Source organism: Streptomyces beihaiensis (assembly GCF_026274175.1).
In the GTDB taxonomy this organism is placed as follows: domain Bacteria; phylum Actinomycetota; class Actinomycetes; order Streptomycetales; family Streptomycetaceae; genus Streptomyces; species Streptomyces beihaiensis.
On sequence record NZ_JAPHNL010000287.1, the window covers coordinates 1 to 15,992 of the forward strand.

The 15,992-nt window shown below is 70.6% G+C and carries 14 protein-coding genes and 1 pseudogene; 6 read left to right on the forward strand and 9 right to left on the reverse strand.

Going from position 1 to position 15,992, the window contains the following annotated elements:
- The 4 genes from OFY01_RS24845 to OFY01_RS24860 form a co-directional block, all read right to left on the reverse strand.
- Positions 1-318 (reverse strand): hypothetical protein (locus tag OFY01_RS24845; protein WP_266603455.1); only part of this gene is annotated, 318 nt, incomplete at its 3' end.
- A 173-nt stretch (positions 319-491) separates the two neighbouring features.
- Positions 492-1,901 carry an amino acid permease gene (locus OFY01_RS24850; RefSeq protein WP_266603457.1) on the reverse strand — a complete coding sequence of 470 codons (1,410 nt, stop codon included), beginning with the start codon at positions 1,899-1,901 and terminating at the stop codon, positions 492-494.
- 155 nt (positions 1,902-2,056) lie between these two features.
- Positions 2,057-2,902, reverse strand: coding sequence for an SIS domain-containing protein (locus tag OFY01_RS24855; RefSeq protein WP_266603459.1), 846 nt, complete (start codon positions 2,900-2,902; stop codon positions 2,057-2,059).
- 61 nt (positions 2,903-2,963) lie between these two features.
- Entirely contained in the window at positions 2,964-4,136 is a 1,173-nt protein-coding gene (locus OFY01_RS24860) for a LacI family DNA-binding transcriptional regulator (protein WP_266603461.1), read from the reverse strand.
- Positions 4,137-4,335: 199 nt separating this feature from the next.
- On the opposite strand from OFY01_RS24860, the gene OFY01_RS24865 reads away from it, so the two are divergent.
- From OFY01_RS24865 to OFY01_RS24890, 6 genes are all read left to right on the forward strand, one after another.
- Positions 4,336-5,355: a hydroxyacid dehydrogenase gene (locus OFY01_RS24865; protein ID WP_266603463.1), complete on the forward strand. Its 1,020-nt coding sequence runs from the start codon at positions 4,336-4,338 to the stop codon at positions 5,353-5,355.
- Between the two features lie 142 nt (positions 5,356-5,497).
- Entirely contained in the window at positions 5,498-6,769 is a 1,272-nt protein-coding gene (locus OFY01_RS24870) for an ABC transporter substrate-binding protein (RefSeq protein ID WP_266603464.1), read from the forward strand.
- Positions 6,770-6,774: 5 nt separating this feature from the next.
- On the forward strand, positions 6,775-7,740 hold the full coding sequence (locus OFY01_RS24875; protein WP_266603466.1) for a carbohydrate ABC transporter permease: 966 nt from the start codon (positions 6,775-6,777) through the stop codon (positions 7,738-7,740).
- Positions 7,737-8,663: a carbohydrate ABC transporter permease gene (locus OFY01_RS24880; protein WP_266603468.1), complete on the forward strand. Its 927-nt coding sequence runs from the start codon at positions 7,737-7,739 to the stop codon at positions 8,661-8,663. Before OFY01_RS24875 ends, OFY01_RS24880 begins: the two co-directional genes overlap by 4 nt.
- 13 nt (positions 8,664-8,676) lie before the next feature.
- Positions 8,677-9,426 carry a hypothetical protein gene (locus OFY01_RS24885; protein ID WP_266603470.1) on the forward strand — a complete coding sequence of 250 codons (750 nt, stop codon included), beginning with the start codon at positions 8,677-8,679 and terminating at the stop codon, positions 9,424-9,426.
- 52 nt (positions 9,427-9,478) lie between these two features.
- Positions 9,479-11,572, forward strand: coding sequence for an alpha-glucuronidase (locus OFY01_RS24890; protein ID WP_266603471.1), 2,094 nt, complete (start codon positions 9,479-9,481; stop codon positions 11,570-11,572).
- Between the two features lie 72 nt (positions 11,573-11,644).
- Here OFY01_RS24890 and OFY01_RS32445 read toward each other — a convergent pair whose 3' ends face one another.
- From OFY01_RS32445 to OFY01_RS24910, 5 genes and pseudogenes are all read right to left on the reverse strand, one after another.
- Positions 11,645-11,926: a beta-galactosidase gene (locus OFY01_RS32445; protein ID WP_323135555.1), complete on the reverse strand. Its 282-nt coding sequence runs from the start codon at positions 11,924-11,926 to the stop codon at positions 11,645-11,647.
- Positions 11,895-12,098 (reverse strand): annotated as a pseudogene (locus tag OFY01_RS32450) (beta-galactosidase); the annotation flags it as partial. The gene OFY01_RS32445 and the pseudogene OFY01_RS32450, both read right to left, overlap by 32 nt.
- Complete coding sequence (locus OFY01_RS24900; protein ID WP_266603472.1) at positions 12,095-12,775, reverse strand: hypothetical protein; 681 nt, start codon at positions 12,773-12,775, stop codon at positions 12,095-12,097. The pseudogene OFY01_RS32450 and the gene OFY01_RS24900, both read right to left, overlap by 4 nt.
- Positions 12,772-14,328 carry a GH39 family glycosyl hydrolase gene (locus OFY01_RS24905; protein WP_266603473.1) on the reverse strand — a complete coding sequence of 519 codons (1,557 nt, stop codon included), beginning with the start codon at positions 14,326-14,328 and terminating at the stop codon, positions 12,772-12,774. Before OFY01_RS24905 ends, OFY01_RS24900 begins: the two co-directional genes overlap by 4 nt.
- Entirely contained in the window at positions 14,325-15,983 is a 1,659-nt protein-coding gene (locus OFY01_RS24910; RefSeq protein ID WP_266603474.1) for an ABC transporter substrate-binding protein, read from the reverse strand. Before OFY01_RS24910 ends, OFY01_RS24905 begins: the two co-directional genes overlap by 4 nt.
- Positions 15,984-15,992 lie beyond the last annotated feature (9 nt).

The following is a 15,992-nucleotide window of genomic DNA, read 5'->3' on the forward strand; positions in this document are numbered from 1 at the left end:
CAGCGCCGTGCGCCCCGCGCCGCGCTCCCCGCAGCGCACCGCGACGGCCACCGCGCCGGCCCGCGCCGAGGCGGTCACGGTCTCGCAGGCGGCGGCTCCGCTCGCCCCGATGATCAGGGCGAGCGTCGCGTCGAGCCGTCCGGGTGCGCGCCCCGGCTCGACGATCGACACGCGGGTCAGCGGCGTGGCCGCGTCGAGCGGGCCGACGACGAGCTCGACCGCGATGCGGCCGAGCGCCGCGGCCTGCGTGATGCGGGCGAGCACGGAGCCCGAGTGGTGGAAGTCTGCGGTGGGGCCGGGGGCCGGTTGGGTCGTCATGGCGCCGAACGGTCGAAGAAGGGGGAGCAGAGACAGCGGAGAAGCAGAGACAGTGGGGACCGAGGCGGGCGGGAAGCCCGAGGGTTCGTCATTGTGCACGATCGTGCCGTGCGGAAACGGGACGGTGTCCGGATGGTGGACACCGCCCCGTTGTCTCCGCGTGCGCGCGGCCGTCAGGCCGAGAGCTCCGCTCCCTCGCGGCGGCGGGCCTGCACGATGAACGACGCGACCAGGATCACCGCGGCGGCGCCGAGCGAGAGCACCATCTGCGACCGCGTCGAATCGGTGACCAGCATGTAGACCACGATGAACGCGATGAACGCGATGGCCACCCAGTTCAGGTACGGGAAGGCCCACATCTTCACGATGAGCCGCTCGGGCGCCTCCCGCTCGAGGATGCGGCGCATGCGCAGCTGCGTGACACAGATGACCAGCCACATGAACAGGGCGATGGCGCCGGTGGAGTTGAGCAGGAACTGGAAGACCGTGTCGGGCGAGGTGTAGTTGAAGAAGACGCCGATGAACCCGACGATCACCGACACGAGTACCGCCGACCGCGGCACGCCCGCCCCGCTGGTGCGCCCCAGCGCCTTCGGCGCGTCGCCGCGCCGCGCCAGCGAGAACACCATGCGGGAGGCCGAGTACAGGCCGGAGTTGAAGCAGGACAGGACCGCCGTCAGCACGATCACGTTCATGATCTGCCCGGCGCCGGGGATGCCGATGTGGTCGAGCACGGCGACGTACGGGCTCTTGGCGACGTCCTTGTCGTTCCACGGCAGCAGGCACAGCACCAGGAACACGGAGCCGATGTAGAAGAGCGTGACGCGCCACACGACGCTGTTGACGGCCTTGGTGATGGCGCGGGCCGGCTCGTCCGACTCGGCGGCGGCCAGCGTGGCGATCTCGCTGCCGGGGAAGGAGAACGCGACGGTGACGACACCGGCGAGCAGCGCGCCGACGCCGTTGGGCAGGAAGCCGCCGTGCGAGGTGAGGTTGCTGAACCCGGTGGCGTGGTCGCCGCCGATCACACCGAGCACCGCGAGCACGCCGATGACGAGGAACGCGCCGATCGCCGCCACCTTGATCCCGGCGAACCAGAACTCGAACTCGCCGTAACTGCCCACGGATATCAGGTTCGTGGCGGTCAGCAGCACCATCACCAGGAGCGTCCAGCCCCACTGCGGTACGGCGGGCACCCAGCCGTTGAGGATGGTGCCGCCCGCCGTCGACTCGATGGCGAGCACGACGACCCAGAAGAACCAGTACAGCCAGCCGATGGTGAACCCGGCCCAGCGGCCGAGCGCACGGTCGGCGTACTCGGAGAACGAACCGCTCGCCGGATGTGCGACGGCCATCTCGCCCAGCATCCGCATGACGAGGACGACGAGCACGCTGATCAGCACGTACGACAGGAGGATCGCGGGTCCCGTGCTGTGGATCGCGGCGCCGGAGCCGACGAACAGACCCGCGCCGATGACACCGCCGATCGAGATCATGGTCATGTGCCGGTTGCGCAACCCGGCACGCAGTCCGGAGCCGGGGGACGGTGGTGGCGCGGTGGTGGGCTCGGTCGGTGCGGCCATGTGAACTCCCGGTGGCAGGCGTACGGCGGTACGGCGTCTGGTTGGCAGTGCGGGGACCCTAGACACCCGACCGTGCGCCGCGAATTGTGGCCGCCCACGACAATCCGGCCACGGATTTCGTGCGAGCCCACACCCGCGGCCGCGCCGGGCCCGGGTCAGAGCGCCAGTTCCCGGCGGGCCGCCGCCAGGGCCAGGCGCTGGACCCGGACGAGGTCGGCGAGCGGGTCGCGCGCCGAGGCGACGAGCGTGCCGCCGCCCTCCCGCACCGCCTCCGCGAGCCGCGCGGGAACCTCGCCGAAGACCCACGTGACCTGCTCGTCCGGTGCCTGGGGCCCCGGCGCCCGGTCGCGGCCGGGCCGGTACTCGGGGCCCTGGTATGCCTGCGCCCACAGGTCGGCGTTGTCGCGCATCAGCTGCGCCGCGGCCTCGGCTATGCCGTACGTCCACCCGGAGCCGAGGAACGTGAAGCGGCGCGCACCGAGCAGCGCCGGTTCCAGCGCCTCGTCGATCGCCTCCTGCGCGTCGTCGGTGGCGTCGTCGAGCCGCTCGCCCAGGTGGGCGCGCAGCAACGCGAGCACGGTCGTGGGAAAGCGCGTGGCGATCGTCTCGCGCGGCTCGGCCGTGAAGTCGAGGCGCAGCGTGTGGTCGGCGATGTCCGGGGCGTCGGCCGCCGCCGTGATCACCGTGCTGGGCACGCTGCCGTGCACCTTGCCGAGCAGCCGCAGCATCACCGGGGCGGTGCCCGTCCGGGTGAGCGCCACGATCCGGTCGTACTCGCGCCCGTACAGATACGCCGAGGCGGAGAACGCGTCGGTCTCCCCGTGCCCGCGTTCCTCGCGCAGCGCCGCGTAGGCCTGCGCCATGGCGTACGAGGCGCCCGACCCGACGACGGCCACCCGCTCGCCGCGCTGCGGCAGCAACGCCCGGTGCTGTGCGGCGAGTTCGGCGGCGCGGGTCCAGCAGTCCGGCTGGCCCTCCAGGTGCTGCGTCGTCGACGACATGGCGGTGTGTCCCCCCTGCTCTCCGTGCGCGCCCGTGCCGCCGCGCATGCTTCCGTGCTGCTCAGCGGCTTGCCGGGCCGCCGGGAGGACGGTACTCGATGCCACACGTACCGTGACGGCCCGGGGCGAGCGAGGAGGAGCGGATCCTCAGTTCGGGCAGGAGCAGGGACCGCTGCACGGGGCGGCGGGGGCCCTCGACGAGCCGCGCCACCATCATCTCCACGGCGGTCCGGCCCACCAGGCTCTTGGGCGGGCGGACGGCGGTGATCGCGGGGTCGGCGAGGTGGGCCACCTCGTCGTCGTAGCTGACGAGCGCCATGTCGTCGGGTATGCGTACGCCCTGTTCGGTGAGGTACTGGACCACGGAGAGGGCGTCGGGGTCGCTGTGCACGATCAGCGCGGTGATCCGCGAACTGCGGCAGCTGTCCAGGATCCCCGCGATGATCCGCCGGTGCCCCGGCACCTCCAGGGCGACGCTCTCGCGGACCACGAATCCGTCCGGCAGTCCGAGCGCGGCACACGCCCGGCGCCAGCCCGTGGCGAGATGCGCCGAGGTGGGGCTGCCCTTCGACAGGACGAGCCCGACGCGGCTGTGGCCCTGCGCGTGAAGGTGTCGCACGGCCGTCTCCACCCCCAGAGCGTGGTCGCTGCGGACCCATTCGAGCTGCTGCGGGGTGGGTGTCCAGTGCGGAGGCTGCCGCTCCACGAGGACGACCGGGACCGGCAGTCGCCCGATCCAGTCGATCATCTCGTCCATGCCGGGCCCCTCCAGGTTCGGCGCGAGCAGGAGCCCCTGCACCTGCCCGGACTCGGTGAGCCGGACGATCTGCCGCCGGTCCTCCGCCTGGTCGTAGCTCGAACCGCGCAGCTGTACGTGGACGCCGTGCGCGGCCGCGGCGTTGCGTACGCCGCTGACGATCTGCGGCCAGTAGAAGTCGAGGGAGGGGACGACCATGCCGATCGTGAAGGACGGGGCGGCGGGACGCCGTCTGCGGTCCGGGGCCCGGTCGAGCGGCGACGGCAGGGTGGCCCCGCCGTGCACCCGGGTGAGCAGGCCCTTCGCGGCCAGGGCGGCGATGTCGCGCCGTACGGTCAGCTCGCTCACGGCCAGCTCCCCGGCCAGCTCGCGCACCCGCACCGAGCCCCGCGTGCGGAGCCGTTCCATCAGCCGTTCGCGGCGTTGCAGCGCGAACAGCCGGTCGTTTCCCGATGACCGTGCCGACTCCGACGCCATGGCGGACCCCTCCCGGCGAAACCCGTACCAGCTGGATGTTCGAATGCGATCGTTTCGATTCGTATCTGTTCGAGACCTGGTGATTCTGTGTGCTGGACCACTATCTCTGACTCAGCGTTCCCTGGCTGGAACTCGCCGGAGACACGAACGGCACATGCCCTCCGGGGCCCGTGCCCCGAGGAAGAGGAACCAGAACCCCATGCAGACCAAGGCCCGTGCTCTGGTCGTGATGAACAGGTCGAGCTTCGAGGCCCACTTCGACAGTGTCCGCCTCGCCCGCCTCGCCGACCTGGTGACCCTCGACGACCCCTGCTGGACCGACGAGCTCGACAGCGCCGGAACCCGCGGCCGCCTGCGCGAGGCCGAGGTGCTGATCACCTCGTGGGGCGCGCCCCGGCTCACCCCGCACCGGCTGGCCGCCGCGCCCCGGCTCAAGGCGGTGCTGCACTGCGCGGGCAGCGTGCGCGGCCTGGTGGGGCGGGAGGTGTGGCGGCGCGGCATCACGGTGACGAGCGCCGCGGACGCCAACGCCGTTCCGGTCGCCGAGTACACCCTCGCGGCGATCATCTTCGCCGGGAAGAAGGCGCCGTTCCTCGCCGCCGACGAGCAACGCGCGTACGGCGGCTGGGGGTCGGTCACCGGCTACGGGGACCTGTCGAACGTCGAACGGACCGTCGGGATCGTCGGGTTCTCCCGCATCGGCCGCCAGGTGGTCCGTATGCTGCGCGTGCTGCGCGGCACGACGTGCCTGGTCGCCGACCCGTACGCGGACCCGGACGAGGTGGCCGAGGCCGGAGCCGAACTCGTGGAGCTCGGCGAGATGCTGCCTCGCGTGGACGTCCTGTCCGTGCACGCCCCGGAGCTCGCCGAGACCCACCATCTCATCGGCGCCGAACAGCTGCGCACCCTGCCGGACTTCGCCACCGTCATCAACACGGCCCGCGGCTCCCTCGTCGACTCCGACGCGCTGGCCGCCGAGTGCCGGGCCGGGCGACTCTTCGCGATCCTGGACGTCACCGACCCCGAACCGCTGCCCGCTGACTCACCGTTGCGCCGCCTGGCGCGCGTCATGGTCACCCCGCACATCGCCGGGTCGCTCGGCTCCGAGATCGGCCGCCTGACCGACCACATCCTCGACGAACTGACCCGCTGGGTCGACCGCCGCCCCCTCAAGGCCGAGATCACCGAGGAGAGCTGGGCCCTCGGCCTGAGCGCCTGAACCGGAGTCCGCGCCCCCCCGGCCCCACCCTCGTACGAAACCGGTCCTCGCACGAAAACCCGCTCGCACGAAAACTCGTCCACCGACTCCCGTCCTCCACCTCCCGTCCACCAGTTCCGTAGCCCGAAGGAGAGCCGCTCCCATGAAGGTGAAGAAGAATCTCGCCGCCCTCACCCCGTTGCTCGTCGCCGCGAGCCTGGTCGCCGCCACCGGCTGCGACGCCGGCGGCACGAGCGGCTCCAGCGGATCCGACGGCAGGACGGTCGTGAGGATCGCGCTGTGGAACTACAAGACGACGCCCGAGTTCAAGGCGCTGATCGACGGTTTCGAGGCCGAATACCCCAAGATCAGGATTCAGCCGGTCGACATCCTCGCCGACAACTACGAGCAGAAGCTGACCACGATGCTGGCCGGCGGTGACACCACCGACGTGCTCACCATGAAGAACGTCACCGACTACGCGCGCTACGCGACCCGCGGGCAGCTGATGCCGCTGACCGCGCAGGCCGACAAGCTCGACAAGGCGTCGTACTCGGGACTAGAGGACTTCGACCTGAAGGGCAAGTACTACGCGCTGCCCTACCGTTCCGACTTCTGGGTGCTCTTCTACAACAAGGACCTGGTCGGCAACGCGGACCTGTCGCACCTGACCTGGTCCGAGTACGCCTCGCTCGCCAAGAGACTCACCAAGGGATCCGGCAGCGACAAGGTCTACGGAACCTACCTGCACACATGGCGCTCGGTGGTCCAGGCGATCGCCTCCGCGCAGACCGGCGGGAACCTGCTCGGCGGCGACTACGCGTTCATGAAGAACCAGTACGAGATCGCCCTCGGCCTGCAGAAGGCCAAGGCGACCCTGCCCTTCTCCACCGCCAAGAGTCAGAACATCACCTACGACTCGCAGTTGACCACCGGAAAGGCCGCCATGGTCCCCATGGGCACCTGGTGGGCGGCGGCGCTGCTCGCGGAGAAGAAGCAGGGCACGAACGACGTCAAGTGGGGCATGGCGCCGATCCCGCAGCTCACCAAGAACGGCAAGACGGTCACCTTCGGCTCGCCGACCGCCTTCGCCGTCAACAAGAAGGCCCGCCACGCCGACGCCGCCGAGAAGTTCGTGACCTGGGCCTCGGGCCCCGAGGGCGCCGCCACCGTGGCGAAGATCGGCATCACGCCCGCCTACACCGACGGCAAGGTCATGGACAGCTTCTTCTCGGTCCCCGGCATGCCGCAGGACAAGCTCTCCCGCGAGGCCATGCAGCCGTCCAAGGTGCAACTGGAGATGCCGGTCAGTGACAAGTCGTCGGACATCGACCAGATCCTCAAGGAGGAGCACGAGCTCATCATGAGCGGCGAGAAGTCCGTGGACGCGGGCATCAAGGAGATGGACCACCGCGTGAAGACCGAGGTCCAGTGAGCCCGGTGAGCGTCTTCTCCTCTTCCTCCGCGTCACCGGACTCCGCACCGCCGGACTCCGCACCGCCGGACGCATCGGCGGCCCACCGCGCCGCCGCGAAGCGCCGGCGGCGCCGGGCCAACCTGGTCGGCTGGTCGTTCATCCTGCCCAACTTCCTGGGATTCGCCGCCCTGACCCTGATACCGGTGTTCGGGGTGTTCGTCCTCTCCTTCGCCCACTGGGACTCCTACAGCAGCCCCCGGTGGGCGGGCCTGGACAACTTCCGCCGCCTGTGGAACGACGCCAACTTCTGGGCCGCCCTGAAGAACACCTTCTACTACTCGGCCGGACACATCCCGCTGACCCTGGCGGTCTCCCTGGGCCTTGCCGTCCTGCTCAACCAGAAGCTGCGCGGCGTGCGCCTGCTGCGCACCGCGTTCTTCTTCCCGTACATCACCTCGCTGGTCGCCGTGGCCGTCGTGTGGAACATGCTGCTGAGCCCCGAGGCCGGGCCCGTCAACCAGTTCCTGCACTTCCTCGGCATCGCCCACCCGCCGGGCTGGACCAGCTCCCAGAACTGGGCCATGCCCGGCCTGATCATCGCGAGCGTGTGGCGGGACATGGGCTACTACATGGTGCTGTTCCTGGCCGGACTGCAGACGATCCCCGCCGAGCTGTACGAGGCCGCGCGCGTCGACGGCGCCGGACCCTGGCAGCGGTTCTGGCACGTCACTCTGCCGGGTCTGAGGCCGACGATGTTCTTCGTCACCGTCATGCTCACCGTAGCCAGCTTCAAGGTCTTCGACCTCGTGCAGGTGATGACGGAGGGCGGGCCCGGGCGCGCCACCCTCGTCCTCTCCCAGTTGATCTTCAGGCAGGGCATCACCCAGGGACGTTTCGGCTACTCGTCGGCCGTGTCCCTCGCGCTGTTCGCCGTCTGCCTGGTGATCACCATGGTCCAGTTCCGGACGCAGCGAAGGAGCGAGCGATGAACACCACCGTGCTGCCCGAGGACGGCACACGGGAGGCGGCCGCGCCGACCGCCGCGCCAGGCCCGTCACGGCGGGGCGGCCGAGGCGGGCCACGCCGGGCCGCGGCGGCGGTCGGCGGGCAGGTCGCCCTCTACGCGCTGCTGATCGTGGTGGCGCTCGCGGTGCTGCTTCCGTTCATCTGGATGACGGTCTCGTCGGTGAAGGCCGACCGGGAAGTCTTCACAGTGCCGATCCAGTGGATTCCGCGCTCGTTCCACTGGTCGAACTTCACCACCATCTGGACCCGCATCCCGTTCGCCGCCTACCTGGGCAACTCGTTCTTCCTCAGCGTCGTCATCACCTTCCTGCAGGTGCTCACCGGCAGCTTCGCCGCGTACGGCTTCGCCAAGGTCCGCTTCCGGGGCCGGGACCTGCTGTTCGCCGCGTACATCGCGACGATCGCGGTGCCCTGGCAGGCGTACATGGTGCCGCAGTACATCATCATGCAGAAGCTCGGCCTGGTGAACTCGTACGCCTCGCTGATCCTGTTGCAGGCGTTCGGCGCGTTCGGCGTCTTCCTGATGCGCCAGTTCTACCTGACCATCCCGGACGAGATCAGCGAGGCGGCCCGGCTCGACGGACTGTCCGAGTACGGCATCTGGGCGCGGATCATCCTGCCGCTGTCCAAACCGGCCCTCGCCAGCCTCGCGCTGCTGACGTTCGTGAACACCTGGAACGACTACATGGGCCCGTTCATCTACCTGACGGACAACCGCCTGTGGACCGTGCAGCTGGGGCTGCGGTCCTTCATCGGCGAGTACGACGCCGAGTCCGCGATGATCATGACCGGTTCGGTGCTTTCGGTCGTGCCGGTCCTCGTGGTGTTCCTGCTGGGCCAGCGCTATTTCGTCCGGGGCATCGCCACCACGGGCGTCAAGGGTTGAGGGAGGGCTTGGGATGGGGCATGCGACGAGGCGTGCGGCGGGGAACGTGCGCGCGAGTGTCAATGTGTCGTACGGGTCATGGGAACTGATCTGGTCTCACGTCCACCGCGTCCTGGTGGTGAACCTGGGCGTCGCGGTGGCCGACCTCCCGCTCCTCGCCGCCCTGCTGCGGTTCCACGAACCCTGGCGCCGGCCACTGCTCTTCGGCCCGCTGCTCCTGCTGCTGCCCGGACCGGCCCTCGCCGCCGCGTTCGGCTACCTGGGCGCGGCGGGGCCGGAGGGCCAGGCTCCGGCAGGGGTGTTCGTACGCGCCTACCGGCGGCAGTTCCGGCGGGCGGTGGTGGTCTCGGCGCCGTTCCTGCTGGTGGCGATCGCCGCCGTCGGGGACGTGGTGGCGCTGCACGACTCACCGGCCGGTGCGGCCCTTGTGCCGATGGCGGGGGTCGTCGCGCTGGTCGCCTCCCTGGCCTGGGTGACCGCCCTCGCGCATGAGGCGCGCAGCGGGCCGGCGGGGGCGCGGATCTTCCTCATCGCGCCCTACGCCGTGGTCCGGCACGGGCTGCCGGCCCTGTTCAACCTCCTCCTGCTGGTGGCGGGCCTGCTCCTGGTCAACCAGGCGCCGCTGCTCGGTCTCGCGGTGCTGCCCGGCTCCGTCCTCTTCGTGGTGTGGCGCAACTGCCGCGTCATGACCGCGTTCACGGACCCCGTGGAGTCCCGCCACGCGGAGTCGCGCCCGGAATTTGGTAAGAGCCTTGACGAATAGGGGGTCGAGCCCGGGACAATCGCCAGGTCTCCGGCCAGCTGAAGGGACCACCATGTCCGTCACACCCGCCGACCCCGGCCTCGCCCCCGACATCGACCCCGCATGGCTGCCCGACGAGGCGCTGCGCGCGGTCGGCTCCCGCCGGGTCCGCGTCGACGGCGAGGGGCCGCTCGCCGACACGGTCAGGGCCGAGGCGGCCTACGCGTGCGAACGGTTCGGCGGCCGGATCGTCGGGCCAGGCGACAGGCCGGACCTGCTGCTGCGTCTGGCCGACGACAGCCTGGGCGGCGAAGGCGGCGAAGGCGGCGAAGGCGGCGGGAGCGGCGGGAACGGCGAGGACTGCCCTCGGCACCCCGAGGGCTTCACCCTCCACCGGACCCTCGACCGCACCACGGTCACCGCCTCCGCCGCCGCCCCGGCGGGCCTCCTGCACGGCTACTTCCACGTCGTCCGTCTGGGCGAGGCCGCCTTCACCCCGGCACCCGCCGCCACCCACCGCCCCGCCCTGACCCCGCGCATGCTCGACCACTGGGACAACGTCGACGTACACCCGGTGATGGGCCAGGTCGAGCGGGGCTACGCGGGCGGTTCCCTGTTCTGGCGCGACGGACGCCCCCGCGACGAACCCCACCGCATCCGCGCCTACGCCCGGCTGCTCGCCTCCTGCGGCATCGACGCTCTCGCCGTGAACAACGTCAACGTCCACGCCACCGAGGCCCGGCTGCTCACCGACCGGCTCGACGACGTCGCCGCCATCGCCGACCTACTGCGCCCGTACGGCATCCGCACCCACCTCTCCGTGAGCTGCGCCGCGCCGGTCCTCCTCGGCGGGCAGGCCACCGCCGACCCGCTCGACCCGCACGTGCGCGCCTGGTGGCGGGAGACTGCCGACCGCGTGTACGCGCGCATCCCCGATTTCGGCGGGTTCGTCGTCAAGGCCGACTCCGAGGGGCAGCCGGGCCCGTTCGCCTACGGCCGCAGCCACGCCGACGGCGCGAACCTGCTCGCCGACGCCCTCGCCCCGCACGGCGGCATCGTCCACTGGCGTGCCTTCGTCTACGACCACCGGCAGGACTGGCGGGACCGCACCACGGACCGGGCGCGCGCCGCCCACGACCACTTCGCCCCGCTCGACGGGGAGTTCAGGCCGAACGCGATCCTCCAGGTCAAGCACGGCCCCATCGACTTCCAGACACGCGAACCCGTCTCACCGGTCATCGGGGCCATGCCCCGCACCAGGATCGCGGTCGAACTCCAGGCCACCCAGGAGTACACCGGCCAGCAGTGGCACGTCTGCGCGCTCGCCCCGATGTGGTCCCAGGTGCTCCGGTTCCGGCCGCACGGCGAGGACGGGCCCGGCGTCGCGGGCGTGGCGGCGGGTGACGGTGGCGGCCGCGGAGGCGGCGGTGGTCTGGTAGCCGTGTCCAACGCCGGAGCCGACCCGTTCTGGACCGGGCACCCGCTCGCCCAGTTCAACCTGTACGCCTTCGGCCGCCTGGCCTGGCAGCCCGACGCGGACCCGGCGTCCCTGCTGGACGAGTGGATCGAGCTGACCTTCACCCCGAACCGCACCGCCGACCCCGACCGGCTCAGGGCGGGCCTGCGGCACGTCGTCGGCGGGTCCTGGGAGACGTACGAGAAGTACACCGCGCCGCTCGGCGTCGGGTTCATGGTGCAGCCCGGTCACCACTACGGGCCGAGCGTCGACGGCTACGAGTACAGCCCCTGGGGCACCTACCACTTCGCCGACCGCGACGGCGTCGGCGTCGACCGCAGCCGGGCCACCGGCACTGGCTACGCCGCCCAGTACGGCAAGCCCTGGTCGGACACGTACGAGACACCCGACACCTGCCCTGACGAGCTGCTGCTCTTCTTCCACCACGTGCCCTACGGTCATGTCCTGCGCAGCGGGAAGACCGTGATCCAGCACATCTACGACACCCACTTCGAGGGTGTCACGGAGGCCGAAGCGGCGCGTGCGCTGTGGGCGTCGCTCAAGGACCTGGTGTCACCCGCGCGGCACGCACGGGTGACGGAGCGCTACGAGGAGCAGGTGCGCTGCGCCCGCGAGTGGCGCGACCAGGTCAACAGCTACTTCCTGCGCAAGTCCGGAGTCCCGGATCGGCACGGGCGACGCATCCACTGAACCCGAGCCGTGCTCAGCGCACCTGCAGTACGGCTACCCCCCCAGCGGATCGAGCACCAGCGGGTCGCCCTTCTACGAGTTGTTGACGTGCCACGCCGGCAGGGCGGGGTGGTTCTCGTACCGCTCGGCGATGCGCCCGGCGAGCGCAGTGGAACGGCTCCGGTACACCGGCGAGCCGGGGCACAAGTTGTGCCGCTGACCGTACCCGTGGCGGCGGCCCTCGAAGTCCGGGCGGTGGGCCTCGGGGTGCGCGCGCCGGCCGGGGCGGAAGGGCCGCGGCGGCGGTGGCGAGGACGACTCGTCGGCCCTCGGCGGCGGCACGGTCCAGGACGCGGTCGAGCACCGTGAAGTCATCGCGGCTCGGGCTGGGTCGGAGCACCGACCACGCGAACACGCCGACCGTGAGCGTGTCGATCCCGGCCTTCGCGAACAGCCGGTGGACCTCGTCCCCCACCTCCTGTGGCCACTGCTCCGGATGGTGGCCGCCGCCGTACGGAATCCGGTCCGTCCTCGGTGCGCCGGTCATACGGTGAACTCCTCCTCTGTCTCGGCGATCAGCGGACGCGCGGTGTGCAGCAGCGACAGCAGGAGCGGTGGTGTGAGGAGCGCGGTCAGGGCCTCGGTACCCCACAACGTCGCGGCCCCCACCACCACGAGCACGGCAGCCGCCCCGAGCGTCGCCCGGCCGGACCGCAGCAGGAAGTAGCCGGCCAGGCGGGCCGTGTCGACTGCGCGGAACGCGAACAGGCTGGTCAAAACCAGCGCGTGCGCGCCCCACAGCAGCGCGCCGAACCCGACGAGCGCCAGCAGCGCCGCCCACCAGCCGGGCAGCCCGGTCGCCGCGAAGTGCGTGAGACTGAAAGCGATCACCGTCAGCCAGGCAAGCAGCGGAAGCCAGAACCGGAGAGCCGCACGGTGGTTGAGACGCAAACCGTGCACGTACGCGCGTGCCGGACGCAGCCCCGACAGCTCGCGCCCCCGGTGGTGCAGCGCGTACACGGCCGCCGACAGCGCCGGGCCGACCGGCACCAGGCACACCGCGGCCAGCGGCAGGTTGGCCGGGTCGGCGCCCAGGAACAGCAGGCCCACGAGCCCCGGCCCGAGCGTCGCGAGCAGCATCGCCTCCACGGTGAGCAGCGTGTGGATCAAGGCGGCGGCACGGGACAGCGGGCCCTGGCCGAACTCGGCGGCGGGCGCGCTCATCGTTCATCGCCCGATGCGCCGCCGCCTTCTTCGTCCCTGAGCAGCTCCGCCCCGTCCCACCAGGACGGCGCCTCGTCCGTCACCGGGCTGATCTCCGCCAACGTCACTTCATTGCGGGACAGATGCAGTTCCAGCGTGACCCTGGACTCCGCTACGGGGAGACGGAGTTGGCGGCGAGCGGGCTCGGCCGCCTCGCGCAGCACCTCCAGCTGCCGCGTGCCGGGCGATCTCGGACTGCCCATGTGACGCCAGGCCGTGTACGCGTTGCCGTACTCCTCGTCGACGCTCGACCGGTGGACGAAGGCGGCGCGGCCGGTCATCGGCACGGACAGGCGCACCGTGTGCCGCTCGGGCCCGGCCGTCGCCCCGCTCGCGTCGACGGGCGCCCAGGCCAGCACGGTCACCCGCCCGTCCGCGTGCCGGCTGACCAGGTGGTCGTCGCCGCGCGCGAGCACCGCGTCGCCCATCCGCGCCATGAACGCGTACAGGTGAAAGGTCGGCTTCTTGACCTGGCGGTGCGTCAGAAGGCCGAATCCGCCGTGGAAGAGAGCCGTGGGCACTCCCGCCTCCTCGAAGACGTCACTGAACGTCCAGTACGAGAAGGAGTCGGCGTGCGCGCCGCCACCGGCCACCACCGGCGCCAGATAGGCGGCGTTGAACGCCGTGTCGTGGATCAGGTTGTCGGGGCAGTACGAGGAGTTGAACTCGGTGATGTGCACCGGCAGATCGGCCAGCGCCGTACCCGCGAGGGCTTGCCGCGGCTGGGCGAACTGCGCGAGCAGCCCCTCGGCCGGCGCCAGCGTCTGACGCGACCCGAAGGGCACGTGCCGCGCGGGCCCCGAGGTGTAGGCGTGCCGGGACACGAAGTCGACCGGCACACCGCCGCGCTCGACGAACTGCGCGAACCGGCCGATCCATTCGTCCGCCCCCGGCGACACCGCGGGCCCGCCCACCTGGAGGGAGGCGTCCACCTCCTTCACGGCGTGTGCGGTCACCTCGTAGAGGTGGTGGTAGGCCGCCTCGTCGGCGCCCGCCCAGAAGTCCGCCAGATTCGGCTCGTTCCACACCTCGATCGGCCAGGTACGCACCTCGTCCAGACCGTAGCGGTCCACCAGGTGCGTGAGCGTGGCCCGCACCAGCTCCGCCCACTCCTTGTGCGAGGAGGGCGGGGTGACGTTCCCGCCCCACCAGAACACCGTCTGATCGCCTGAGGCCAGTTCGCGTGGCATGAAGCCGAGTTCGAGGAACGGGCGAACGCCGTGCTCCAGATACGCGTCCACCACCTGGTCGACGTAGGAGAACGCGTGCAGCACCTGCCGCGCTCCCTGCCACTCGTAGGGCCGGTACACGCCGAGCCGGTCGTCGAACAGGCCGTGCCCGCGGATGTACCGGAAGCCGACCTCCCGCTGAAGCAGCGCGAGGGAGTCCTGGTAGTCGCGGCGCAGCGCCAGGTCGAAGCGGCCGGTGCCCACGCACATCCGCCATGCCTCGCCGAGGCGGCCCACCGCCTGCCGGGGCACGCGGACCGTCGCTCCGGCGCTCGCGCCGGTCATCCGTGCTCCTTCTTGAACCGCTCGTAGGCCGCGTTGTGCAGGTCCACAAGGCGCTGCATGTTCTTCGCCCTGAGTTCGGACACGTAATCCCCCCACTGGGACATCGGGCGCTTGCCCAGGACGAACTTGAGCGTGTTCTGGATGGCGTGGTCCTTGAGCGGCGTGTCCCAGAGCGTGGCCCGCTCCTGCTCGTCGGAGCGCAGGGGGTGCGCGGGGTCGATGGGCAGCTGCTTGCGCTGTGCCATCGCGTTCTGGAACTTGCGTTCGTCAGGACCGAACGACGACGAGACCAGCGCCCAGCTGCCGCCGTAGGAGAACACGCCGTCGGAGAAGCCGTAGTCCTTCTGGAGGTCCTTGGGGGCCTTCGGGTCGGAGCCCATCAGGCTGATGCCGGGCTTGAGCTCGAACCGGTTCCCGGACTTCGTGTACGTGACGCCTTCGACGCCCCACTTGCTGAGTGTCTGGCCCTCGTCCGAATACCAGAGCCAGTCGACGAACTGCATCAGCGCGACGAACGAGTCGGTCCTGAGCGCCTTGCTGGAGATCATGACGCCGTTCTCCAGACGGGCCCCGCCCAGCACCACCGGGCCCGCCGGGCCGAGCGGCACCGGGATCATCTCGATCTGCGCGCCCTTGACCTGCTTGTTGAGGTTGTAGCGGTAGTTCTGCACCAGCTCCTGCGGGTTGGCGCTGATGGCGTACGACTTCTCGGCGAGCAGCTTCTGCACCGCCTGGTCGTCCTGTTGCGTGAAGCTCTCCGGATCGAGGAGCTTCTCGGCGACGATCTGCCGCAGAAACTCGACCATCGCCCGGTAGGCGTCCTGTGTCGCCGTGAAGACGAACTTCCCGCTCTTGGTGTCGAAGCTGATGTTGTCGTACGACCAGCCGGCCTTCACGCCGTACGCCTGGCCCAGGTAGCCGAACAGGGCGCCGCACGGGAACGGTGTGTTGGTGCTCCAGCGGTCGGTCCACGGATACTTGTCCGGGTACTCGGCCTTGATCGCCTTGAGGACGTCGTGCACCTCGTCCCAGGTGGTCGGCAGGGACAGGCCGAGCCGGTCGAGGACGTCGGTGCGCAGGGACAGCGAGTAGCCGGACTTGGCCTTCTCGTGCAGACCCGGCAGCAGGTAGTACTTTCCGTCGGCCTGGCGGATGGAGTCGAGCTCGGGCTCCAGTTGCCACTTCTTCACCTTCGCCCGGTAGTTGGGCATCAGGTGCACGTACTCGCTGACCGGCAGGATCGCGCCCGACGACACGAACGCGACCTCGGACGGGTGGTACGTCTTGGGGATCAGCAGCGGCGCGTCGCCCGAACCGATGAGCACGCTGCGCTTCTTCTCGTAGTCGGCGAGCGGCACGTCGACGGGCTTGAGCGTGACGCGCGTCCGCTTGGTGACCTCCTTCCAGAACAGCCAGCTCTTCTTCATCGGGTAGACCGGGTTGTCGTTGTGGAGCAGCGAGAAGGACAAGGGCCTGGTCGCGGTGAACCGCTCACCGGCCCCGAACGTCTTCATCGCGCCGGTCCGTTTCTTCGACAGGTCCTTGCCGTCCGAGCCGTCGTCGCCCGAGCCGCCGCAACCGGCGAGCGTGGCGAGGCCGACGAATCCGGCGGCGGCCAGGATCTGCCGCCGCGACAGATCGCCCGTGTTCTTCATGGAGGTCCC

Excerpts from the sequence above, each read along its gene's own strand:
- OFY01_RS24850 (WP_266603457.1), bottom strand. The coding sequence starts at position 1,901 with ATGGCCGCACCGACCGAGCCCACCACCGCGCCACCACCGTCCCCCGGC.
- OFY01_RS24870 (WP_266603464.1), top strand. The coding sequence starts at position 5,498 with ATGAAGGTGAAGAAGAATCTCGCCGCCCTCACCCCGTTGCTCGTCGCC.
- OFY01_RS24855 (WP_266603459.1), bottom strand. The coding sequence starts at position 2,902 with ATGTCGTCGACGACGCAGCACCTGGAGGGCCAGCCGGACTGCTGGACC.
- OFY01_RS24880 (WP_266603468.1), top strand. The coding sequence starts at position 7,737 with ATGAACACCACCGTGCTGCCCGAGGACGGCACACGGGAGGCGGCCGCG.
- OFY01_RS24900 (WP_266603472.1), bottom strand. The coding sequence starts at position 12,775 with ATGAGCGCGCCCGCCGCCGAGTTCGGCCAGGGCCCGCTGTCCCGTGCC.
- OFY01_RS24885 (WP_266603470.1), top strand. The coding sequence starts at position 8,677 with ATGGGGCATGCGACGAGGCGTGCGGCGGGGAACGTGCGCGCGAGTGTC.
- OFY01_RS24905 (WP_266603473.1), bottom strand. The coding sequence starts at position 14,328 with ATGACCGGCGCGAGCGCCGGAGCGACGGTCCGCGTGCCCCGGCAGGCG.
- OFY01_RS24910 (WP_266603474.1), bottom strand. The coding sequence starts at position 15,983 with ATGAAGAACACGGGCGATCTGTCGCGGCGGCAGATCCTGGCCGCCGCC.
- OFY01_RS24865 (WP_266603463.1), top strand. The coding sequence starts at position 4,336 with ATGCAGACCAAGGCCCGTGCTCTGGTCGTGATGAACAGGTCGAGCTTC.
- OFY01_RS32445 (WP_323135555.1), bottom strand. The coding sequence starts at position 11,926 with ATGACTTCACGGTGCTCGACCGCGTCCTGGACCGTGCCGCCGCCGAGG.
- OFY01_RS24890 (WP_266603471.1), top strand. The coding sequence starts at position 9,479 with ATGTCCGTCACACCCGCCGACCCCGGCCTCGCCCCCGACATCGACCCC.
- OFY01_RS24860 (WP_266603461.1), bottom strand. The coding sequence starts at position 4,136 with ATGGCGTCGGAGTCGGCACGGTCATCGGGAAACGACCGGCTGTTCGCG.